The organism is Cronobacter sp. 153480017-3 (assembly GCF_053627815.1).
In genome coordinates this window covers 558,252-579,390 of record NZ_JBSEYN010000002.1, presented here as the reverse complement: position 1 = coordinate 579,390, position 21,139 = coordinate 558,252, and the positions used below count along the sequence as shown (strand labels likewise).

20 protein-coding genes are annotated in these 21,139 nt (G+C 56.7%); 13 read left to right on the top strand and 7 right to left on the bottom strand.

Going from position 1 to position 21,139, the window contains the following annotated elements:
* Positions 1-89 precede the first annotated feature (89 nt).
* The 4 genes from ACUW6V_RS07150 to icd form a co-directional block, all read right to left on the bottom strand.
* Positions 90-506: a VOC family protein gene (locus tag ACUW6V_RS07150; RefSeq protein WP_454038171.1), complete on the bottom strand. Its 417-nt coding sequence runs from the start codon at positions 504-506 to the stop codon at positions 90-92.
* A 338-nt stretch (positions 507-844) separates the two neighbouring features.
* The gene (bamE, locus tag ACUW6V_RS07145; protein ID WP_032989906.1) at positions 845-1,192 is read right to left on the bottom strand and encodes an outer membrane protein assembly factor BamE domain-containing protein; all 348 of its coding nucleotides are present in this window, start codon (positions 1,190-1,192) and stop codon (positions 845-847) included.
* Entirely contained in the window at positions 1,189-1,710 is a 522-nt protein-coding gene (locus ACUW6V_RS07140) for a hypothetical protein (protein ID WP_225805783.1), read from the bottom strand. Before ACUW6V_RS07140 ends, bamE begins: the two co-directional genes overlap by 4 nt.
* Before the next feature lie 220 nt (positions 1,711-1,930).
* Positions 1,931-3,181: an NADP-dependent isocitrate dehydrogenase gene (gene icd / locus ACUW6V_RS07135; protein WP_007849342.1), complete on the bottom strand. Its 1,251-nt coding sequence runs from the start codon at positions 3,179-3,181 to the stop codon at positions 1,931-1,933.
* Positions 3,182-3,296: 115 nt separating this feature from the next.
* Between icd and rluE the strand changes: the two genes are divergently transcribed.
* The 9 genes from rluE (at position 3,297) to ACUW6V_RS07090 (ending at position 13,506) form a co-directional block, all read left to right on the top strand.
* On the top strand, positions 3,297-3,953 hold the full coding sequence (gene rluE, locus ACUW6V_RS07130; protein WP_105595972.1) for a 23S rRNA pseudouridine(2457) synthase RluE: 657 nt from the start codon (positions 3,297-3,299) through the stop codon (positions 3,951-3,953).
* 10 nt (positions 3,954-3,963) lie between these two features.
* The gene (locus ACUW6V_RS07125) at positions 3,964-4,413 is read left to right on the top strand and encodes an NUDIX hydrolase (RefSeq protein ID WP_004387964.1); all 450 of its coding nucleotides are present in this window, start codon (positions 3,964-3,966) and stop codon (positions 4,411-4,413) included.
* Positions 4,414-4,681: 268 nt separating this feature from the next.
* Positions 4,682-6,631 (top strand): methyl-accepting chemotaxis protein, encoded by a 1,950-nt coding sequence (locus ACUW6V_RS07120; RefSeq protein WP_454038170.1) that lies wholly within the window; start codon positions 4,682-4,684, stop codon positions 6,629-6,631.
* A gap of 189 nt (positions 6,632-6,820) precedes the next feature.
* Positions 6,821-7,930, top strand: coding sequence for a tRNA 2-thiouridine(34) synthase MnmA (mnmA, locus tag ACUW6V_RS07115; RefSeq protein ID WP_014729118.1), 1,110 nt, complete (start codon positions 6,821-6,823; stop codon positions 7,928-7,930).
* Positions 7,931-7,985: 55 nt separating this feature from the next.
* Positions 7,986-8,615, top strand: a complete 630-nt coding sequence (hflD, locus tag ACUW6V_RS07110; RefSeq protein ID WP_085045525.1) for a high frequency lysogenization protein HflD — start codon at positions 7,986-7,988, stop codon at positions 8,613-8,615.
* Positions 8,616-8,632: 17 nt separating this feature from the next.
* Entirely contained in the window at positions 8,633-10,003 is a 1,371-nt protein-coding gene (purB, locus tag ACUW6V_RS07105; RefSeq protein ID WP_007901069.1) for an adenylosuccinate lyase, read from the top strand.
* 154 nt (positions 10,004-10,157) lie between these two features.
* On the top strand, positions 10,158-10,829 hold the full coding sequence (phoP, locus tag ACUW6V_RS07100; protein WP_004387968.1) for a two-component system response regulator PhoP: 672 nt from the start codon (positions 10,158-10,160) through the stop codon (positions 10,827-10,829).
* Complete coding sequence (gene phoQ, locus ACUW6V_RS07095) at positions 10,830-12,335, top strand: two-component system sensor histidine kinase PhoQ (RefSeq protein WP_014729120.1); 1,506 nt, start codon at positions 10,830-10,832, stop codon at positions 12,333-12,335. It begins immediately after the preceding gene.
* A gap of 49 nt (positions 12,336-12,384) precedes the next feature.
* Positions 12,385-13,506 (top strand): ribosomal protein uL16 3-hydroxylase, encoded by a 1,122-nt coding sequence (locus ACUW6V_RS07090; protein ID WP_088277710.1) that lies wholly within the window; start codon positions 12,385-12,387, stop codon positions 13,504-13,506.
* A gap of 293 nt (positions 13,507-13,799) precedes the next feature.
* Here the strand turns inward: ACUW6V_RS07090 and pepT are convergent, their stop codons facing one another.
* A complete protein-coding gene (pepT, locus tag ACUW6V_RS07085) occupies positions 13,800-15,029 on the bottom strand; it encodes a peptidase T (protein ID WP_076727052.1) in 1,230 nt (409 codons plus the stop codon).
* Positions 15,030-15,316: 287 nt separating this feature from the next.
* Between pepT and potA the strand changes: the two genes are divergently transcribed.
* The 4 genes from potA to potD are packed head-to-tail and all read left to right on the top strand — an operon-like array spanning position 15,317 to position 19,158.
* Positions 15,317-16,465: a spermidine/putrescine ABC transporter ATP-binding protein PotA gene (potA, locus tag ACUW6V_RS07080; protein WP_454038169.1), complete on the top strand. Its 1,149-nt coding sequence runs from the start codon at positions 15,317-15,319 to the stop codon at positions 16,463-16,465.
* Positions 16,449-17,306, top strand: a complete 858-nt coding sequence (gene potB, locus ACUW6V_RS07075; protein ID WP_007866863.1) for a spermidine/putrescine ABC transporter permease PotB — start codon at positions 16,449-16,451, stop codon at positions 17,304-17,306. The genes potA and potB overlap by 17 nt, the downstream gene beginning before the upstream one ends.
* On the top strand, positions 17,303-18,115 hold the full coding sequence (gene potC, locus ACUW6V_RS07070; RefSeq protein WP_007866860.1) for a spermidine/putrescine ABC transporter permease PotC: 813 nt from the start codon (positions 17,303-17,305) through the stop codon (positions 18,113-18,115). Before potB ends, potC begins: the two co-directional genes overlap by 4 nt.
* Entirely contained in the window at positions 18,112-19,158 is a 1,047-nt protein-coding gene (gene potD / locus ACUW6V_RS07065) for a spermidine/putrescine ABC transporter substrate-binding protein PotD (RefSeq protein ID WP_004387334.1), read from the top strand. Before potC ends, potD begins: the two co-directional genes overlap by 4 nt.
* A 225-nt stretch (positions 19,159-19,383) precedes the next feature.
* Here potD and cobB read toward each other — a convergent pair whose 3' ends face one another.
* Both cobB and nagK read right to left on the bottom strand, forming a co-directional pair.
* Positions 19,384-20,208 (bottom strand): Sir2 family NAD+-dependent deacetylase, encoded by an 825-nt coding sequence (gene cobB / locus ACUW6V_RS07060; protein WP_104658599.1) that lies wholly within the window; start codon positions 20,206-20,208, stop codon positions 19,384-19,386.
* A 1-nt stretch (position 20,209) separates the two neighbouring features.
* Positions 20,210-21,130 (bottom strand): N-acetylglucosamine kinase, encoded by a 921-nt coding sequence (gene nagK, locus ACUW6V_RS07055; RefSeq protein ID WP_454038168.1) that lies wholly within the window; start codon positions 21,128-21,130, stop codon positions 20,210-20,212.
* Positions 21,131-21,139: the final 9 nt, after the last annotated feature.

The window sequence follows — 21,139 nt, the reverse complement described above, 5'->3', positions numbered from 1 at the left end:
ACCGGGCATAACGCTGACAAAGTTTGCCGCTCAGGCTGGCTGAGGGAAAAGACATTTTGCCGCCCGCTATTCTTGCCGTAGCGCCACATTCACTGTTGCGCGGGTTTATCCTTTTCCGGGTGGAACGGATAACAAACGCACGCCAGCTTATGTCCATCAGGGTCACGAGGATAGGCCACGTAAAAATCCGGCCCATACATCTCTCTGATGCCGGGCTTTCCTTCATCACTTCCGCCATGGCGCAGGCCTGCCGCATGGAATTCTCTCACCGCTTCCGCGCTGCTGGCTTTGAAGGAAAACATCGTGCCGTTCCCGGCCGTTGCCGGTTTGTTGTTAAACGGCGGACAGATGCAAAAACTGAAGCCCTCACCCAATGGCTCTCCCCACGTCGCCCAGCCTTCGGTCCATGAGGGGATCCGTGGGACTCCCAGTACGTCAAAGATGGCATCATAAAACGCCGTCATACGATCCAGGTGGTTTGTCCCTATCGTCGTGTACATCAGCATGTTGCACCTCCGGTAACGGTTTTCAGACAGCGGGAAGAATCAGGCAAACTTTCGGCAAGCTATCATTCTACTTTGAAGCGGCTCGCCTCAGCGGCAAAAACCTGGCGTCGTTTATGCCATCGTTGCAAGACGAATAGCCTTTCTGAAGCGTCCTTTAAACGTAAGCTGCCAGACCCCAGGCATATGTCATGACGGTAGACGGGTGTGAGACGTTTTTAAAGGGAACAGATGAATGCGCGGGCTTACTTACTGGAGCGTTACGCTATTGCTGAGCAAGCGCAGTGGAAGGTGACATACTCCGTCAAGAAGATATGGCAGGCCTTACGCCTGCCTGTGAATTACTTCTCGGTGTATTGAAATTTACTCACTACACCGTTGTTATTGAATTCCAACAGCAGAAACTGATCTCTGTCCCTGAATATGGGAATAAAGAAATAGAGACGGCGATCCACGACTTTTGAGGCATAAATCCAGTGGCTGGCGGTTTTAAACTCTTTTGGAATAGCAGGTGTACCAAGTAAAAGCAGGACATCTTTTTTAGTGGATTTACCCACAACGATACTCGTACGGATGTCTTTCTCGGAATAATTAGCTAAATCGGAGGCACGTGTTCTATCCACATTGGCAGCACAGCCAGTCAGCACGATTGTAGTGATTATCAGCAAAAGAAAATATTTCACTTTCACTCTACGTCATCCTCGTAATAAATGCCCATATCAGCGTCGTATTTTATTTCTTTGGCATAAATGACGCAGTAACCTGTTTTATCTCCATAGCTGTAACGAATCTCATATAATGCCTTTTTCTTTGGCGTGATATTCAGAACAACCGAGCATCCCCCGTATAAAGAGTGATGGATCGTTGTTTCACGATCCGGAAGCAGGTACGTTTCGAAATAAGTATCGCTATAATCTTTATTCTTCAGTTTGGGGAATCCCAGATCCCGGGTATTTCCAAGAAGGATATTGACGTAAGCGCTATGCTCCTGAACCCAGCCTCCGGTTGTTTTACCCTCGCTATCTGTCTGATACAGGGCATAGCTCATAGGCGCGCCCATCAAGCGAATTCTCGCAACATCGGATGTATTCGCCGGGGGAACATACAGGGCAGGTTTAGGAAATAAATTACTACAGCCAGCTAATAGTAACGTTGTAGAGAGTACCGCAGCTTTAATAGTGCCTGTACCAATAACAGAATAATTCATGATAGTAAAATCCTTATTACGCTACATTAAATTGTGTGTTTTATGAACAGCGGGCGGGGGGCCGTATAATTAATATTTAACGGCAGCACTCTCTTTTTCTTTAGAAGAAATACACGCGATTATTCGATCATGCTAAATGAGGAAATTTTGAGGAAGCATTTGCAGACATAAAAAAACGGGAACCAACTGGTTCCCGTTTTTGCCTAACCCAGCATCTGGATTACATGTTCGCGATAATCGCGTCGCCAAACTCTGAGCACTTCAGCAGTTTAGCGCCTTCCATCAGGCGTTCGAAGTCATAGGTCACGGTCTTGTTGTTGATAGCGCCTTCCATACCTTTAACGATAAGGTCAGCGGCTTCGAACCATCCCATATGACGCAGCATCATCTCAGCTGAGAGAATGATAGAGCCCGGGTTCACTTTGTCCTGGCCTGCGTATTTCGGCGCGGTGCCGTGGGTCGCTTCAAACAGCGCGCACTCGTCACCGATGTTCGCGCCCGGCGCGATGCCGATGCCGCCAACCTGCGCCGCCAGGGCGTCAGAAATGTAGTCGCCATTCAGGTTCATACAGGCGATAACGTCATATTCCGCCGGACGCAGCAGGATCTGCTGCAGGAAGGCGTCGGCGATAACGTCTTTCACAACGATCTCTTTGCCGTTGTTCGGGTTCTTGATTTTCACCCACGGGCCGCCGTCGATAAGCTCGCCGCCGAACTCTTCACGCGCCAGCTGGTAGCCCCAGTCTTTAAACGCGCCTTCGGTGAATTTCATGATGTTGCCTTTGTGCACCAGGGTCACGGATTCGCGATCGTTGGTGATGGCGTATTCAATCGCCGCGCGCACCAGGCGTTTGGTGCCTTCTTCAGAACACGGCTTGATGCCGATGCCGCAATGTTCCGGGAAGCGGATTTTCTTCACGCCCATCTCTTCGCGCAGGAATTTGATCACTTTCTCAGCGTCAGCGGAGTCGGCTTTCCACTCGATACCGGCGTAAATGTCTTCAGAGTTTTCACGGAAGATAACCATGTCGGTCAGTTCCGGGTGTTTAACCGGGCTTGGGGTGCCCTGGTAGTAACGTACCGGGCGCAGGCAGACGTAAAGGTCCAGCTCCTGGCGCAGGGCGACGTTGAGGGAGCGAATACCGCCGCCAACCGGGGTGGTCAGCGGGCCTTTGATGGCAACGCGATATTCACGAATCAGATCCAGGGTTTCCTGGGGCAGCCAGACATCCTGGCCGTAAAGCTGGGTAGATTTCTCACCGGTGTAAATTTCCATCCAGGAAATTTTACGCTCGCCTTTGTAGGCTTTCTCAACCGCGGCATCGACCACTTTCAGCATCGCCGGCGTCACGTCCACACCGATACCATCGCCTTCAATGAACGGGATGATCGGGTTGTGGGGGACATTCAGCTTGCCGTTTTGCGCTGTGATCTTTGCACCTTCCGCCGGAACTACTACTTTGCTTTCCATTCACCTCTCCTTCGAGCGCTTCTGGTTGTGACTCATTATGTTAATGATTTGTAATAGGCGTGATAATACTACCTGAATGTTCTGCCCCATGCCACGCCCTTATGAATAGGGTATAATGCGGCAATTGATAAAGCCTGAAAATAGTATGCAGAAAACTTCTTATAGAAATCACCGGCTTGAGCGATTCAGCTCACAACATTCCCCTAAGCGCCGCAAACCCGAAGGCCCGAAACGGCTGATCCTCTTTAATAAACCTTATGATGTGCTGCCGCAGTTTACCGACGAGGCAGGCCGCCAGACGCTGAAGGATTTTATTCCGGTGGCGGGCGTCTATGCCGCGGGCCGTCTCGATCGCGACAGCGAAGGGTTACTGGTGCTGACCAACGACGGCGCGTTACAGGCTAAACTGACCCAGCCCGGCAAACGCACCGGCAAAATCTATTTTGTGCAGGTGGAAGGCGAGCCGACGGAAGCGGCGCTGGCGCAGTTGCGCACCGGCGTGACGCTGAACGACGGCCCAACGCTTCCGGCGGGCGTTGAGCGCGTTGAAGAGCCCGCCTGGCTGTGGCCGCGCAATCCGCCTATTCGCGAGCGTAAATCGATTCCCACCAGCTGGCTTAAAATCACGCTCTATGAAGGGCGTAACCGTCAGGTGCGGCGCATGACGGCACACGTGGGCTTCCCGACGCTCCGGCTGATTCGTTACGCGATGGGCGACTATACTCTTGATTCTCTGGCCTGCGGCCAGTGGCGAGACGTTCCGCTCAAATAAGGAGAACCGGATGTTCAAACCCCATGTCACCGTCGCCTGCGTGGTACACGCGCAGGGCAAATTCCTGGTCGTGGAAGAGACCATTAATGGCAAAGCGCTCTGGAACCAGCCTGCCGGCCATCTCGAAGCCGACGAAACGCTGGTGGAAGCCGCGCGCCGCGAACTGTGGGAAGAGACCGGCATCCGCGCCGAACCGCAGCATTTTCTGCGTCTGCACCAGTGGCTGGCACCTGACAACACGCCGTTTTTGCGCTTTCTGTTCAGTATTGAGCTCGACGCGCCGCTGCCGACCGAACCGCACGACAGTGATATCGACCTCTGCCGCTGGGTGAGCGCTGAGGAAATTCTTTCGGCGACCAACCTGCGCTCTCCGCTGGTGGCCGAAAGCATTCGCACCTGGCAGCGCGGCGAGCGTTATCCGCTCTCGCTGATTGGCGCGTTTAACTGGCCGCAGCGTTAACTTCACCGCACTATTTGTTTCGCACTGAAACTTTTAACGGCAGCTTAACCTGCTGCCGCCATCCGCTACACTCAGCACTATCTGCCATTCTGGCTACCACCTCGCCATTTACTCCGCCAGACAACTGCTAAATCGCCCGTTTTTCCACCAGTCATTTCGCTTTTTATGCCATTAAAGAACAAAAAATCGACGCCGATAAGAGATTGACCAGGAGGCTCGTAGCGAAGGGAAAGTAATGATTTTTCGTGGTTGATCCTGAGGAGCCGTGATGGCCAGACAATCCGTTCATAAAAAGATGAGCACCCGCGCACAGATGCTGCTGACGGGCGCATTAACCATCACGCTGGGGTTTGTCGTCACCATCGGCGTGCTGAGCTGGCAATCCAGCAACGAACAAAAATCCCTGGCGGAGAGCTATTTACGCCAGATTGCCCAGAGCGAAGCGCTGAAAATTCAGCAGGAACTCAACTACGCGCGCGATGTGGCGCATAATCTTGGCCACAGCATGGCGTCCCTGCCCCGCGCCGGCATCACCGACCGTAAAGTCGCCGATCAACTGCTCGAAGGCGCGCTGCGCGATAACCCAAATTACCTCTCGATTTCCGTCATCTTTGAAGAAAACGCCTTTGACGGTCGCGACGCCGAGTTTGACGGCAAACCCGGCCAGGCGCCGAAAGGCCGTTACGCCTTTTTCGTCGACCACGGTCAGTCGGGTAATTACCAGTTTCACCCCCTGCTCTCCTACCTGACGCCAGGCCAGGGCGACTACTACCTGATCCCGCAGAAAACCCAGAAAGATACGCTGATTGAACCCTACAGCTACGCCTATAACGGCGTGCCGACGCTGCTGACCTCGGTGGCGGCCCCGATTGTCTCCGACGGTCAGCTTAAGGGCGTGGTGACATCCGATATTTCGCTGGCGTCGCTTCAGCAAAAAGTGAATCAGATCAAACCCTGGGAAGGCGTCGGTTATGCCATGCTGCTTTCAACGGCAGGCAAAATCGTCTCCTACCCGGATAAAAAGCTAACCAGCAAACCGTTCCCTGGCGATACCGCGGGTTTCACCAGCAACGTGGTTGAGCAGGACGATCCGATCCTTGGCGAAAAAGCGCTGGTCACCTGGCAGCCTGTCACCATCGGTAATAGCACGGATAAATGGTATCTCGGCATTGTGGCACCGGTAAGCCAGGTGATGGCCGCCGCGAACCGCCAGTTAATGAACGCCATTATTCTTATGGTGGTGAGCATTCTGCTGGTGAGCGCGCTGCTCGGTATCGTCTTTAGCCGCAAAGTGCTCCGGCCTCTCGGCGGTGAGCCGCTGGAAGCCGCGACCATTGCGCTGGCAGTGGCCGATGGCAAGCTCGATAACGCGATTGACGTTAAACCGGGCGATCGCGGCAGCCTGTTCTACGCCCTTCACACTATGCAGGCGCAGCTGCGCGGCATTGTCGGGCAGATTAAAGAGGCAAGCGACTCCGTGCGTCAGGGCGCGGGCGAAATCGTCAGCGGCAACATTAACCTTTCGTCGCGCACCGAAGAACAGGCAGCCGCGCTGGAGCAGACCGCCGCCAGCATGGAGCAGATCAGCGCGACCGTAAAACACAACGCCGCCAACGCGCATCACGCGACGGAACTGACCGCCAACGCCACGCAAATCGCCAGCCGCGGCGAAACGCTGGTCGGCCAGGTGGTACAGACGATGGCGCAGATCGACGACAGCTCGAAGAAAATCAGCGATATCACCACGATGATTAACAGTATCGCGTTCCAGACCAATATCCTGGCGCTCAACGCGGCGGTAGAGGCGGCGCGCGCGGGTGAACAGGGCCGCGGCTTCGCGGTGGTGGCAAGCGAAGTCCGAAGCCTGGCGCAGCGCAGCGCCAACGCGGTGAAAGAGATTGCGGCGCTGATTGAAGAGTCGGGCCAGCGCGTGGCGAGCGGCGTACAACTGGTGAACGACGCCGGCAAAACCATGCAGGAGATGACCCAGGCGGTGCATTCCGTGCAGACCATTATCGGGGAGATTGTCAGCGCTTCGGATGAGCAGTCGAAAGGCATCAGCCAGGTGACGATCGCCGTGAACGAAATGGACGGCGTGACGCAGCAGAACGCCGCGCTGGTGCAGCAGATGGCGGCAGCGGCCAGCTCGCTCGAAGAGCAGGCGCAGCAGCTGGCGCAGACCGTCGAGCAGTTTAGTCTTCAGGAAAGTTACGCCTGATCCCACTCGCGGGGGCCGATGCGCCCCCGCCTCTTTTCCCCCTGTTTTTATACGCACCCGCGCATCGCAATTCTTGCCGTTAAGCCCTTTTCTTCACGCCCGTAGGCAAACCCGGCGCGCTCAGGGGGTGTTTGCGCCGCCAGCGCGTGCTAGAATACGCCGCCTTTGTTTTAAGTCGTGAGTGGTGCAATGTCTGATAACAGCCAGAAAAAAGTCATCGTCGGCATGTCCGGCGGCGTCGATTCCTCCGTTTCCGCATGGTTACTGCAACAGCAGGGCTATCAGGTGGAAGGTCTCTTTATGAAGAACTGGGAAGAGGATGACGGCGAGGATTATTGCACGGCCGCATCCGACCTCGCAGACGCCCAGGCGGTGTGCGATAAGCTCGGCATTGAGCTGCATACCGTGAACTTCGCGGCGGAATACTGGGATAACGTGTTTGAGCATTTCCTGGCGGAATATAAAGCCGGACGCACGCCAAACCCGGATATCCTCTGCAATAAAGAGATCAAATTTAAAGCCTTTCTCGAATTCGCGGCCGAAGATCTCGGCGCGGATTATATCGCGACCGGCCACTATGTGCGTCGCGCCGATGTGGACGGCAAAAGCCGCCTGCTGCGCGGGCTTGATGGCAATAAAGACCAGAGCTACTTCCTCTATACGCTCGGCCACGATCAGGTCGCCCAAAGCCTGTTCCCGGTCGGCGAGCTGGAAAAACCGGAAGTGCGCCGCATTGCCGAAGAGTTAGATCTGGTGACGGCAAAGAAAAAAGATTCCACCGGCATCTGCTTTATCGGCGAGCGTAAGTTTCGCGAATTCCTGGGCCGCTATCTGCCAGCCCAGCCGGGTAAAATCGTGACCGTTGACGGCGATACCATCGGCGAGCACCAGGGGCTGATGTATCACACGCTCGGCCAGCGCAAAGGGCTTGGCATCGGCGGCACCAAAGACGGCGGCGAAGAGCCGTGGTACGTAGTGGATAAAGACGTCGAAAACAATATTCTGATTGTCGCTCAGGGCCACGATCATCCGCGCCTGATGTCAGTCGGTCTTATCGCACAGCAACTGCACTGGGTCGATCGCGAGCCGGTCACCGCGCCGTTTACCTGCACCGTGAAAACGCGCTACCGTCAGGCCGATATTCCCTGCACCGTCCGTCCGCTGGATGACGATCGCATCGAAGTGGTGTTTGACGAGCCGGTCGCCGCGGTCACGCCGGGACAATCCGCCGTGTTTTATCGGGGCGAAGTGTGTCTTGGCGGCGGTATTATCGAACAGCGCCTGCCGCTGCCGGTTTAAGCCTGATGCCGCGTGCGCGGCCATGAATGAACAGCCGCGATAAAAAGGAGTCTGTGTGGCAAAGAACTTCTACGACATCACCCTTGCGCTGGCGGGCATTTGCCAGTCGGCACGTCTGGTTCAGTCGCTCGCGCATGAGGGCACGTGTGACAGCGAGGCCCTGCGCGTCTCGCTTAACAGCGTGATTGATCAGAACCCGGCGTCGACGCTTGACGTTTTCGGCGGCCGCGAAGCCGGGCTGAAAATCGGCCTGGAGACGCTGCTTGGCATGCTGAACACCAGCAGCCGTCAGGGCCTGGGTGCAGAACTGACGCGCTACACACTGAGCCTGATGGTGCTGGAGCGTAAACTTGCCGCCAGCAAAGGCGCGATGAATACGCTTGGCAATCGCATCGCGGATTTAAGCCGCCAGCTTGAGCATTTCGAGCTGGAATCCGATACGCTGATGAACGCGATGGCCGGCATTTATGTGGATGTGATTAGCCCGCTCGGCCCGCGTATTCAGGTCAACGGCTCGCCCAACGTGCTGCAAAGCCCGCAGATCCAGGCGAAAGTTCGCGCCACGCTGCTCGCCGGTATCCGCGCCGCGGTGCTCTGGCAGCAGGTCGGCGGCGGACGCCTGCAACTGATGTTTTCCCGTAATCGTCTGACCACCCAGGCGAAACAAATTCTTGCTCAATGTTAACCTCTCAGGAGTGACTGATGGAATTATCCTCACTGACCGCCGTTTCCCCCGTTGATGGACGCTACGGCGACAAAGTCAGCGCGCTGCGCGCCATTTTCAGCGAATTTGGCCTGCTGAAATTCCGCGTACAGGTTGAAGTACGCTGGCTGCAAAAGCTGGCCGCACACGCAGCGATCAAGGAAGTTCCTGCTTTTGACAAAAACGCAAACGATTTCCTCGATGCGATTGTCGCAGGCTTTAGCGAAGAAGACGCGGCGCGCATTAAGACCATCGAGCGCACCACCAACCACGACGTCAAAGCGGTTGAGTATTTCCTGAAGGAAAAGGTGGCTGACGTTCCGGCGCTGCACGCGGTGTCTGAGTTTATCCACTTCGCCTGTACGTCAGAGGACATCAACAACCTCTCCCACGCGCTGATGCTCTCCACCGCGCGCGAAGAGGTGATCCTGCCGTTCTGGCGCAACATTATTGACGCAGTGAAAGATCTGGCGCACCAGTACCGTGATATCCCGCTGCTCTCCCGCACGCACGGCCAGCCAGCCACGCCGTCCACCATGGGCAAAGAGATGGCGAACGTCGCGTACCGTATGGAGCGCCAGTACCGTCAGCTCCAGCAGGTCGAGATCCTCGGTAAAATCAACGGCGCGGTGGGTAACTATAACGCCCACATCGCTGCGTACCCGGAAGTGGACTGGCACCAGTTCAGCGAGGAGTTTGTGACCTCGCTCGGCATCCAGTGGAACCCGTACACCACCCAGATTGAGCCGCACGACTATATCGCTGAGCTGTTTGACTGCATGGCGCGCTTTAATACCATCCTTATCGACTTCGACCGTGACGTCTGGGGTTACATTGCGCTGAACCATTTCAAACAGAAAACCATCGCTGGCGAAATCGGCTCTTCCACCATGCCGCACAAGGTCAACCCGATTGACTTCGAAAACTCCGAAGGCAACCTCGGGCTTGCGAACGCCGTGCTGCAACATCTGGCGAGCAAACTGCCGGTCTCCCGCTGGCAGCGTGACCTGACCGACTCCACCGTTCTGCGTAACCTGGGCGTCGGCGTCGGTTATTCGCTCATCGCGTATCAGTCGACGCTGAAAGGCGTGAGCAAGCTGGAAGTGAACCGCGATCGCCTGCTGGCTGAGCTCGACAACAACTGGGAAGTACTGGCCGAGCCGATTCAGACCGTGATGCGCCGCTACGGCATTGAGAAACCGTATGAAAAGCTCAAAGAGCTGACCCGCGGTAAACGCGTCGACGCCGAAGGCATGAAACAGTTCATCGACAGCCTCGAACTGCCGGAAGACGAAAAAACCCGTCTGAAAGCGATGACGCCGGCCAATTACATCGGCCGCGCCATCCAGATGGTTGATGACCTGAAATAAGCCTCTGCGCGTCACCTGCGGGTGGCGCGCTGCCTTCTCCCCTCGCCTTTTCCGCCCGCCTGTTGATGCCTCGCTGGTTTATCCAATGTTTATGCCCTTTCAGTAATAATTGGCGTTAAACTATTTATATATTTGATGGATAAGGGGACCCCGGATGCGCGTGCTGGTCGTCGAGGATAACGCCTTACTGCGGCATCACCTGAAAGTGCAGCTCTCGGAGCTTGGCCATCAGGTGGATGCGGCGGAAGATGCCAAAGAAGCAGATTATTACCTGAATGAACACCTGCCGGACGTGGCGATTGTCGACCTGGGTCTGCCGGATGAAGACGGGCTGAGCCTGATCCGTCGCTGGCGCGCCAGTGAGATCACGCTGCCTGTTCTTGTACTCACCGCCCGTGAGGGCTGGCAGGATAAAGTCGAAGTGCTGGGCGCCGGTGCCGATGATTACGTCACCAAGCCGTTTCACATCGAAGAAGTGGTGGCGAGAATGCAGGCGCTTTTGCGCCGCAACAGCGGGCTCGCTTCGCAGGTGATCTCTATGCCGCCGTTCGTGGTGGATCTCTCGCGCCGGGAAGTGACCATCAACGACAATCTGATCCGCCTGACCGCCTTCGAATACACCATTATGGAGACGCTTATCCGCAACGCGGGCAAGGTCGTTAGCAAAGATTCGCTGATGCTTCAGCTCTACCCGGATGCGGAGCTTCGCGAAAGCCACACCATTGACGTGCTGATGGGCCGTCTGCGTAAAAAAATCCAGGCGGAATACCCGGGCGAAGCGATCACGACAGTGCGCGGCCAGGGTTACCGGTTCGATCTACGCTAAATGAAAAAAAACGTCCTGCGCCACTTTCTCCCGCTCTCGCTGCGGGTACGCTTTTTACTCGCGACCGCGGCGGTGGTGCTGGTGCTGTCGCTCGCCTACGGCGTGGTGGCGCTGGTGGGTTACAGCGTCAGTTTCGATAAAACCACCTTCAGACTGCTGCGCGGTGAGAGCAATCTCTTCTATACCCTTGCCCGTTTCGAAAACGGCAAACTGACCGTTGAGATCCCCGACCATATCGACAGGCAGAGCCCGACGCTGACCTTTATCTATAACGAAAAAGGCAAACTCCTCTGGTCGCAGCGCGATGTGCCGCGCCTGATGAAAGCGATTCGCCCCGAGTGGCTCAACGCGAACGGTTTTCACGAGCTGGAGACGCGCTTTAGCGATTCGCGCCTGCTGCTGGGCGCAAACCGGGCGCTGCAAAAGCGGCTTAATGATTACGACCCGGATAAAAACGACGAAACCACGCACTCGGTCGCGGTCAATGTCTATCCGGCGACCACCAATATGCCCGCGCTGACGGTCGTGGTGGTAGACACCATTCCTGACGAGCTGAAAAGCTCATGGAGCGTCTGGAACTGGTTTATCTATGTGCTGGCGGCGAATCTGCTGCTGGTGATCCCGCTCCTGTGGCTCGCCGCCTGGTGGAGCCTGCGCCCCATAGAAGCGCTGGCGCGCGAAGTGCGCGAACTGGAAGAGCACCATCGTGAACAACTGAACCCCTACACCACCCGCGAACTGACAAGCCTTGTGCATAATCTCAACCGGCTGCTGAAAAGCGAGCGCGAGCGCTACGAGAAATACCGCACAACGCTCACCGATCTCACCCACAGCCTGAAAACGCCGCTGTCGGTGCTCCAGAGCACGCTGCGATCGTTGCGCACCGGCAAAACGGATGTGGAACAGGCCGAGCCGGTGATGCTGGAGCAGATCAGCCGTATTTCACAGCAGATAGGCTACTATCTGCATCGCGCCAGTATGCGCAGCGGCAATATGTTGCTGAGCCGCGAACTGCACCCGGTGGCGTCATTACTCGATAATCTCACTTCCGCGCTGAATAAGGTCTACCAGCGCAAAGGCGTCAGCATCACGCTCGATATCTCGCCGGAAATTGTCTTTATCGGCGAGAAAAACGATTTTCTTGAAGTGATGGGCAACGTGCTGGATAACGCCTGTAAATATTGCCTGGAGTTTGTCGAAGTGACCGCGCGGGTGGCGGATGACACGCTGCACCTGGTGGTGGAAGATGACGGGCCTGGTATTCCTGAAAGCAAACGCGCGCTGGTGTTTGATCGCGGTCAGCGGGCCGATACGCTGCGCCCAGGCCAGGGCGTTGGGCTGTCGGTCGCCCGTGAAGTGGTGGAGCAATATAACGGGCAGATCCTTACCAGCACCAGCGCGCTTGGCGGCGCCCGCATGGAAGTGATTTTCGCCCGTCAGCAGCCGCCGGTGGGCGAATCTTCCGCAACGCTTCGAAAAAACCTGTCAGACAACCACGCAGAGTGACGCGCGTCCGTTATAATCCGACTCATCTTCAGAGCCTGCGGAATACAATATGGACTACCACGTAGAGATAAACTGGCCCGATTTCATTGAACGCTACTGGCAAAAACGCCCGGTGGTGTTAAAGCGCGGCATTAAGAATTTTGTCGACCCGCTCTCCCCGGACGAACTGGCCGGTCTTGCGATGGAGAACGAGGTGGACAGCCGCCTGGTCAGTCATCAGGACGGCAAATGGGACGTGAGCCACGGCCCGTTCCAGAGCTACGATCATTTAGGCGAAACCAACTGGTCGCTGCTGGTACAGGCGGTTAATAACTGGCACGAGCCGAGCGCCGCGCTGATGCGCCCGTTCCGCGCCCTGCCGGACTGGCGTATTGACGATCTGATGATCTCCTTTTCGGTGCCGGGTGGCGGCGTTGGCCCGCATCTTGATCAATACGATGTGTTTATTATCCAGGGCGTTGGCCGTCGCCGCTGGCGCGTGGGCGAAAAAGTGCCGATGAAACAGCACTGCCCGCACCCGGATCTGCTGCAGGTCGCGCCGTTTGAAGCGCTGATCGACGAAGAGCTGGAGCCGGGCGATATTCTCTATATTCCGCCGGGATTCCCGCACGAAGGCTATTCGCTGGAAAACTCGATGAACTATTCCGTAGGCTTTCGCGCACCGAGCGGTCGCGAGCTTATCAGCGGGTTCGCCGATTATGTGTTGCAGCGTGAGCTCGGCAGCCATCGTTACAGCGATCCGGATGTGCCCGCACGCGAATGTCCGGCAGACATTGTGCCTGCGGAAGTCGAAAAGCTGCGCGACATGATGCTGGATCTGATCCGCGACCCGGATAATTTCAATGAGTGGTTTGGTGAGTTTATCACCCAGTCGCGTCACGAGCTGGATGTGTCGCCGCCGGAGCCGCCGTACCAGCCGGATGAAATTTACGATGCGCTGAAACAGGGTGATACGCTGGTACGTCTCGGCGGTTTGCGCGTATTGCGTATCGGCGAGGACGTCTTTGTGAACGGCGAGAAGATAGATACGCCGCACCGCCCGGCGCTGCATCAGCTGGCCAATGAAGTGGTGCTGAATGAGGCGATGTTCGGCGAGGCGCTGGAAGACCCGTCATTCCTGGCAATGCTGGCCGCGCTGGTAAACAGCGGGTACTGGTATTTTGCGGAGTAAGGCGTCGGTTATCGCGGGTATTACGGTGGGTGCGCTCCGCTTACCCACCCTACGACATAACGTGAAGGGTTTGATGTGAATGGTGGATGCGCTTCGCTTACCCACCCTACGACATAACGTGAAGGGTTTGATGTGAATGGTGGGTGCGCTTCGCTTACCCACCCTACGACATAACGCGATGGATTTGATGTCAATGGTGGGTGCGCTCCGCTTACCCACCCTACATAAATGATCCCTGAATTTGTAGGGCGGGTAAGCGCAGCGCACCCGCCTCTTTTACGCCTTTTGCGCCTTTACGCCTCCCGCTGTGCGGTTAATTCGGCGATACGCACAATCACCTGCACCGCTTTTTCCATCCCTTCCAGCGTCGCAAACTCATGTTTGCCGTGATAATTGTACCCGCCGGTGAAGATGTTCGGGCACGGCAGTCCCATAAACGACAGCTGCGCGCCGTCGGTGCCGCCGCGAATCGGCTTTAACTGCGGCTCCATGCCGCAATCGACAATCGCCTGACGCGCAATCTCGATGATATGCGGATGCTCCGCCACCTTCTCGCTCATATTGTAATAGCTGTCCTCGATGGCAAGCTCAATATAACAATCCGGGTGCAGCCCCTTACCGACCTGTTTCGCGATATCCATCATACGGCGTTTGCGCGCTTCGAAATTCTCGCGGTCGAAATCGCGGATGATGTAATGCATCTCGGCACGATCCACCGAGCCTTTCATGGTGTGCAGATGGTAAAACCCCTCGTACCCTTCGGTGCACTCCGGGCTTTCGTCGGCAGGCACCAGCGCGTGAATGCGCGCGGCGAGCGACAGCGCGTTCACCATCACGCCTTTGGCGCTGCCGGGGTGCACGTTGTTGCCAACAATTTTGATGGTCACCGAGGCCGCGTTGAAATTCTCATACTCCAGCTCGCCGATACCGCTGCCGTCCATGGTGTACGCCCAGCGCGCATCAAACGCTTCAACGTCAAAATACTTCGCCCCCTTGCCCACCTCTTCATCCGGCGTAAAGGCCACGCGAATATCGCCGTGGGGAATGTTTTTCTGCGAGAGCGTCGCCATGGCGGTCATGATCTCTGCGACACCCGCTTTGTCATCCGCGCCTAACAGCGTTTTGCCGTCAGTGGTGATAAGCGTGTGGCCGAGCAACTGATGGAGCACCGGAAACATCACCGGTGAAAGGATCTCTTCGCCGGTGCCGAGCGCGATATCCCCGCCGCGGTAGTTTTCAACGATTTGCGGGTTCACGTTTTTGGCGGTGAAATCTGGCGAGGTATCGACATGAGAAATGAATCCGATGGGCGGGACGGGTTTATTCACGTTGGCGGGCAGCGTGCCCATCAACGTGCCGTGTTCGCTCAGCGACACGTTAACCATGCCCAGTTCTTCCATCTGGTTCTTCAGCAGGTTTAACAGCTTCCACTGGCTTTCGGTGCTGGGAACATGCTTCACCCCGGCCCGTGACTGGGTATCCATAGTGACATATTGCAGGAAACGTTCGAGTAATTTATCCATGTTCTCACCCCTGTTATTTTGTGACGTTATTATCATTAAGCATTAAAAGACAAATATTGTTTCAGGTCACCTTTCGCCCGGCGAAGAGGAATAATCCTGCGGGGAAAAAGGGGGTATCTCCTTCTTCATGCGCCTGACGTGACAGAAAACGTGGAAAACCACGCGAAACCGGCAAGAAAGCGTCTGTGGCATTGGCGATTTCAATGGTTTGCCGTAGAATGCCTGCCCTTATCACGTGCCAGACCCAAAGGTGGTTCATCACAAACCCCGCATCCGGTTTCTTCTTGATGCGTTTTTTACGGGACAGAGTCAAAAAATTGAATACACAGCCGCGCTCGCTTTCCCCGCTTCTGCAACTGGCGGATATCGGGAAAAGCTTTGATGGTAAAACCGTCATTTCTGATTTCTCACTGACCATCAATCATGGTGAATTCCTCACGCTCCTCGGCCCCTCCGGCTGCGGTAAAACCACCGTGCTGCGCCTTATCGCAGGCCTTGAGAACGCCGACGCCGGGCGGATCACGCTCGATTCACAAGACATCACCGACGTTCCCGCCGAGCATCGCCACGTCAATACCGTTTTCCAGAGCTACGCCCTGTTTCCGCATATGACGGTGTTTGAGAACGTCGCGTTTGGCCTGCGGATGCAAAAAACACCCACCGCTGAGATAACGCCGCGCGTGATGGATGCTTTAAAGATGGTGCAGCTTGAGGAATTTGCCCAGCGCAAACCGCATCAACTTTCCGGCGGCCAGCAGCAACGCGTGGCGATCGCCCGCGCCGTGGTCAATAAACCCCGCCTGCTGCTGCTTGATGAATCCCTCTCGGCGCTCGACTATAAACTGCGCAAACAGATGCAGAACGAGCTGAAAGCGCTGCAACGCAAGCTGGGTATTACGTTTGTGTTCGTGACGCACGATCAGGAAGAAGCGCTGACGATGTCCGATCGCATCGTGGTGATGCGCGACGGGCGCATCGAGCAGGACGGCACGCCGCGCGAAATTTACGAAGAACCCAAAAACCTGTTTGTGGCGAGCTTTATCGGCGAAATCAATATTTTTGACGCCACCGTCATTGAGCGTATCGACGCGCAGCGCGTGCGCGCAAATGTGGAAGGCCGCGAATGCGTGCTGTATGTCGCCTTCCCGGTGACGGCGGGCCAGAAACTCAACGTCCTGCTGCGCCCGGAAGATCTGCGCGTTGAAGAGATCAACGGCGACGGCGAAGCCGACGGCCTGATTGGTTTTGTGCGCGAGCGCAACTATAAAGGCATGACGCTGGAATCTGTCGTTGAGCTGGAAAACGGCAAAATGGTGCTGGTCAGCGAATTCTTTAACGAAGACGACCCCGATTTCGACCACTCGCTCGATCAGAAAATGGCCGTGACCTGGGTGGAAAGCTGGGAGGTGGTGCTGGCCGATGAAGAGCTCGCGTAAATTCCAGAATGTGGTGATCGCCACCATCGTCGGCTGGCTGGTGCTGTTTGTTTTTCTGCCCAACCTGATGATCATCGCCACCAGCTTTCTCACCCGCGACGACGCGCATTTCGTAAGCCTGGTCTTTACGCTGGATAACTACGCGCGCCTGCTCGACCCGCTCTATTTTCAGGTGCTGCTGCATTCGCTGAATATGGCGCTGCAGGCGACGCTGGCGTGCCTGGTGCTGGGCTACCCGTTTGCATGGTTTCTGGCGAAACTGCCCGCGAAAGTGCGCCCGCTGCTGCTGTTTTTGCTGATAGTGCCGTTCTGGACAAACTCGCTTATCCGCATCTACGGCCTCAAGCTGTTTCTCAGCACGCGCGGCTATCTGAACGAGTTTCTGCTGTGGCTTGGCGTCATCGACACCCCGATGCGCATTATGTACACGCCATCGGCGGTGATTATCGGCCTGGTCTATATTCTGCTGCCGTTTATGGTGATGCCGCTCTACTCCAGCATCGAGAAGCTCGATAAGCCGCTGCTCGAAGCCGCAAAAGATCTCGGGGCCAGCAAACTGCAAACCTTTGTGCGCATCATTCTGCCGCTGACGATGCCGGGGATTATCGCCGGGTGTCTGCTGGTAATGCTGCCCGCGATGGGGCTGTTTTATGTCTCCGATCTAATGGGTGGCGCGAAAAACCTGCTTATCGGCAACGTTATCAAGAGCCAGTTCCTGAATATCCGCGACTGGCCGTTTGGCGCGGCCACCAGCATTACGCTGACGCTGGTAATGGGGCTGATGCTGCTGGTGTACTGGCGCGCCGCGCGCCTGCTTAACAAGAAGGTGGAACTGGAATGATCGGTCGCCTGCTGCGCGGCGGTTTTATGACCGCCATTTACGCTTATCTTTATATCCCGATCGTGATCCTGATTGTGAATTCGTTCAACAGCTCGCGTTTCGGCATTAACTGGCAGGGCTTTACCACCAACTGGTACAGCCTGCTGATGAATAACGACAGCCTGTTACAGGCCGCGCAACACTCGCTGACAATGGCGGTGTTCTCCGCCACGTTCGCGACCATGATCGGCGCGCTGACGGCGGTCGCGCTCTACCGCTACCGTTTTCGCGGCAAACCGTTTGTCAGCGGCATGCTGTTTGTGGTGATGATGTCGCCCGATATCGTGATGGCGATTTCCCTGCTGGTGCTTTTTATGCTGGTGGGCATTCAGCTTGGCTTCTGGTCGCTGCTGTTCTCGCACATCACCTTCTGCCTGCCGTTTGTGGTCGTGACCGTCTATTCACGGCTGAAAGGCTTTGACGTGCGAATGCTTGAAGCGGCGCGCGATCTGGGCGCCAGCGAAATCACGATTCTGCGCAAAATCATTCTGCCGCTGGCGATGCCGGCGGTGGCGGCGGGCTGGCTGCTGAGCTTTACGCTGTCGATGGATGACGTGGTGGTGTCGTCGTTCGTGACGGGGCCGGGCTATGAAATCCTGCCGCTGAAAATTTACTCGATGGTCAAAGTGGGCGTGTCGCCGGAGGTGAACGCGCTCGCCACCATTCTGCTGATGCTGTCGCTGGTTCTCGTACTGGCAAGCCAGCTGATGCTTCGCGATAAAACGAAAAGCCTGCCTCGCCAGGCCTTAAATCCAGGGGACGTAAAATGAAAAAATGGTCACGCCACCTGCTTGCTGCGGGTGCTCTGGCGTTCGGCATGAGCGCCGCGCATGCTGATGATAAAAACACGCTCTATTTCTACAACTGGACCGAGTATGTGCCGCCGGGCCTGCTTGAGCAGTTCACGAAGGAGACGGGCATTAAGGTTATCTATTCGACCTATGAATCGAATGAAACCATGTACGCCAAGCTGAAGACCTATCAGCAGGGTGCCTACGATCTCGTGGTGCCGTCCACCTACTTTGTCGACAAGATGCGCAAAGAAGGGATGATCCAGAAGATCGACAAGAGCAAGCTGTCGAATTTTCACAATCTGGATCCGGCGATGCTGAATAAGCCTTTCGATCCGAATAACGACTACTCCATTCCCTACATTTGGGGCGCGACGGCGATAGGCGTGAACAGCGACGCCATCGATCCGAAAAGCGTGACCTCCTGGGCCGATCTCTGGAAGCCGGAATACAAAGGTAGCCTGCTGTTAACCGACGATGCGCGCGAAGTGTTCCAGATGGCGCTGCGTAAGCTCGGACTTTCCGGCAATACCACCGATCCGAAAGAGATTGAAGCGGCCTATAACGAGCTGAAAAAGCTGATGCCAAACGTGGCGGCGTTTAACTCCGACAACCCGGCGAACCCGTATCTGGAAGGCGAAGTGAATCTCGGTATGGTGTGGAACGGCTCCGCGTGGGTCGCTCGTCAGGCGGGCGCGCCGCTGGATGTCGTCTGGCCGAAAGAAGGCGGGATTTTCTGGATGGACAGCCTCGCTATTCCGGCGAATGCGAAGAATGTTGAAGGCGCGCATAAGCTGATTAACTTCCTGCTGCGTCCGGATGTGGCAAAACAGGTGGCAGAGACCATCGGTTACCCGACGCCGAACCTGGCGGCCCGTAAGCTTCTGAAGAAAGAGGTGGCGGAAGATAAGTCGCTCTATCCGGACGAAGCTACCATCAAGAAGGGCGAATGGCAGAACGATGTCGGCGACGCCAGCGCGATTTACGAGTCGTATTACCAGAAGTTAAAGGCGGGACGGTAAGTTTCATTGTGGTGAAAAGGTGGGTGCGCTTCGCTTACCCACCCTACGATCCGGAAATGTAGCGTTACATGGTGGGTGCGCTTCGCTTACCCACCCTACGATCCGGAAATGTGACGTTACATGGTGGGTGCGCTTCGCTTACCCACCCTACGAAAACCGGTTAACGATCTGTGTAGGGCGGGTAAGCGTTAGCGCACCCGCCGTTTCCCTGTGACACCACTGCCGTCACAGACCTTTCAACAGCTTCTCGACATACTCCGGCACCACCTGGCTTGCCAGCCCGTAATGCTTCTCTTCAAACTCGCTGCCGACCTGGCTTGGCTCCAGGTTAAGCTCCACGGTATGCGCGCCCTGAAGCTTCGCTTCATGCACGAATCCGGCTGCCGGATAAACGTGCCCGGAGGTGCCGATGGCGATAAACACATCGGCGCGCGCGAGTGCCTCATAAATACGATCCATCCCGAACGGCATCTCGCCGAACCACACTACGTGCGGGCGCAGCGGCGCGGGGAACTGGCAACAGTGGCACTTATCGCCAGGCGTCACATCGCCCGTCCACTCCAGCACCTGCCCGCTCTGCGAACAACGCACCTTCAGCAGTTCGCCATGCATATGCACCACATTTTTGCTGCCCGCGCGCTCGTGCAGGTTATCGATATTCTGGGTGACCAGTAAAAAACGGTCGCCGAGCGCCTCTTCCAGCCGCGCCAGCGCCAGATGCGCCGCGTTAGGCTTAATCTCCGGCTGCTGTAGCTGGCGGCGCCGGGCGTTATAAAACTCCTGCACCAGCTGCGGATTGCGCGCGAACCCTTCCGGCGTCGCCACATCTTCCACGCGATGCTCTTCCCACAGGCCATCAGCGGCGCGGAACGTGCGAATGCCCGATTCCGCCGAGATCCCCGCCCCGGTTAAGACCACTACCACAGGTTTATTCATCACTTCAGGTGTCATAATTCTGTCCCGGAAAAAAATACGCTGGCGCAAGCGCTCGCGCAGCCGACGTTTATTCCTTCGAAACCGGCCCAGCCGGTGCAGACGACGCGATTGCATTTCAACTCCGTGAGCGTGTGAGATGGAGAAAAGCCGCGCCGCGCATACCGCCCGCGTCGCCGTGGCGCGCCTGCTCAATACGCGGCACTTTCGCCACGGGCAGCAGATACGCAGGCAGCTTCGCGCTGAGCGCCGTTGTCAGATGCGAAAACCCCGACAGCCCGCCGCCGAGCACTACCAGCTGCGGGTCCAGCACGGTCAACAGGCTCGCGACACAGGCCGCCAGCAGGTCGGTATAGCGCTCAACATGCGCCTGCGCCTGCGTGTCACCCTGCTGCCAGCGCATGATGATTTGCGGCGCGTCCAGTGATTCATGGTAGAAGTGATGCCAGAGCCATGCAAAGCCCCGGCCTGAAAGATAATTCTCAATACAGCCGTATTGCCCGCAGCCGCAGCGGATGAGCGGGATATCGCGCCCGAGGATGGCGAGCGCGTCCACCGGCAGGCGGATATGGCCGAATTCGCCCGTGATAAAGCTGCGTCCGGTCACCGGTTTGCCATCAACAACCACGCCGCCGCCGACGCCAGTGCCGAGGATAAGCCCCATCACAACAGGATACGCGCTGAACTCATCGTCCCACGCTTCGGAGAGCGCAAAACAGTTGGCGTCGTTATCGATACGCACGTCGCGCCCGAGCCGCGCGCTGAGATCGCGCCTCACCGCCCTGCCGCTGGCGGCGGGCAGATTGGCGGCATACAGCAGGCCGTCGTCCGTTTCCGGGATGCCGGGAATGCCAACGCCGACATACCCCGCGCCGCCAAAGCGGCGGTCAGCCTCTGCCACCAGCGCGCTGATGGCATCGAGAAAGTTCTCGTAGCGGTCATGCGGCGTCGCGACGCGGGTTTGCCATTGCAGACGCCGCGCGTCATCGTATACCCCGAGGGCGATTTTGCTGCCGCCAATGTCAAACCCGTAATACATCCGCCGCTC

Bases quoted from the DNA above. Each gene is read 5' to 3' on its own strand.
- purB (WP_007901069.1), top strand. From the start codon at position 8,633: ATGGAATTATCCTCACTGACCGCCGTTTCCCCCGTTGATGGACGCTAC.
- potA (WP_454038169.1), top strand. From the start codon at position 15,317: ATGCGTTTTTTACGGGACAGAGTCAAAAAATTGAATACACAGCCGCGC.
- potC (WP_007866860.1), top strand. From the start codon at position 17,303: ATGATCGGTCGCCTGCTGCGCGGCGGTTTTATGACCGCCATTTACGCT.
- ACUW6V_RS07150 (WP_454038171.1), bottom strand. From the start codon at position 506: ATGCTGATGTACACGACGATAGGGACAAACCACCTGGATCGTATGACG.
- ACUW6V_RS07090 (WP_088277710.1), top strand. From the start codon at position 12,385: ATGGACTACCACGTAGAGATAAACTGGCCCGATTTCATTGAACGCTAC.
- mnmA (WP_014729118.1), top strand. From the start codon at position 6,821: ATGTCTGATAACAGCCAGAAAAAAGTCATCGTCGGCATGTCCGGCGGC.
- phoP (WP_004387968.1), top strand. From the start codon at position 10,158: ATGCGCGTGCTGGTCGTCGAGGATAACGCCTTACTGCGGCATCACCTG.
- ACUW6V_RS07125 (WP_004387964.1), top strand. From the start codon at position 3,964: ATGTTCAAACCCCATGTCACCGTCGCCTGCGTGGTACACGCGCAGGGC.
- icd (WP_007849342.1), bottom strand. From the start codon at position 3,181: ATGGAAAGCAAAGTAGTAGTTCCGGCGGAAGGTGCAAAGATCACAGCG.
- ACUW6V_RS07120 (WP_454038170.1), top strand. From the start codon at position 4,682: ATGGCCAGACAATCCGTTCATAAAAAGATGAGCACCCGCGCACAGATG.
- ACUW6V_RS07140 (WP_225805783.1), bottom strand. From the start codon at position 1,710: ATGAATTATTCTGTTATTGGTACAGGCACTATTAAAGCTGCGGTACTC.
- potD (WP_004387334.1), top strand. From the start codon at position 18,112: ATGAAAAAATGGTCACGCCACCTGCTTGCTGCGGGTGCTCTGGCGTTC.
- pepT (WP_076727052.1), bottom strand. From the start codon at position 15,029: ATGGATAAATTACTCGAACGTTTCCTGCAATATGTCACTATGGATACC.
- nagK (WP_454038168.1), bottom strand. From the start codon at position 21,130: ATGTATTACGGGTTTGACATTGGCGGCAGCAAAATCGCCCTCGGGGTA.
- phoQ (WP_014729120.1), top strand. From the start codon at position 10,830: ATGAAAAAAAACGTCCTGCGCCACTTTCTCCCGCTCTCGCTGCGGGTA.
- rluE (WP_105595972.1), top strand. From the start codon at position 3,297: ATGCGGCAATTGATAAAGCCTGAAAATAGTATGCAGAAAACTTCTTAT.
- potB (WP_007866863.1), top strand. From the start codon at position 16,449: ATGAAGAGCTCGCGTAAATTCCAGAATGTGGTGATCGCCACCATCGTC.
- cobB (WP_104658599.1), bottom strand. From the start codon at position 20,208: ATGCAATCGCGTCGTCTGCACCGGCTGGGCCGGTTTCGAAGGAATAAA.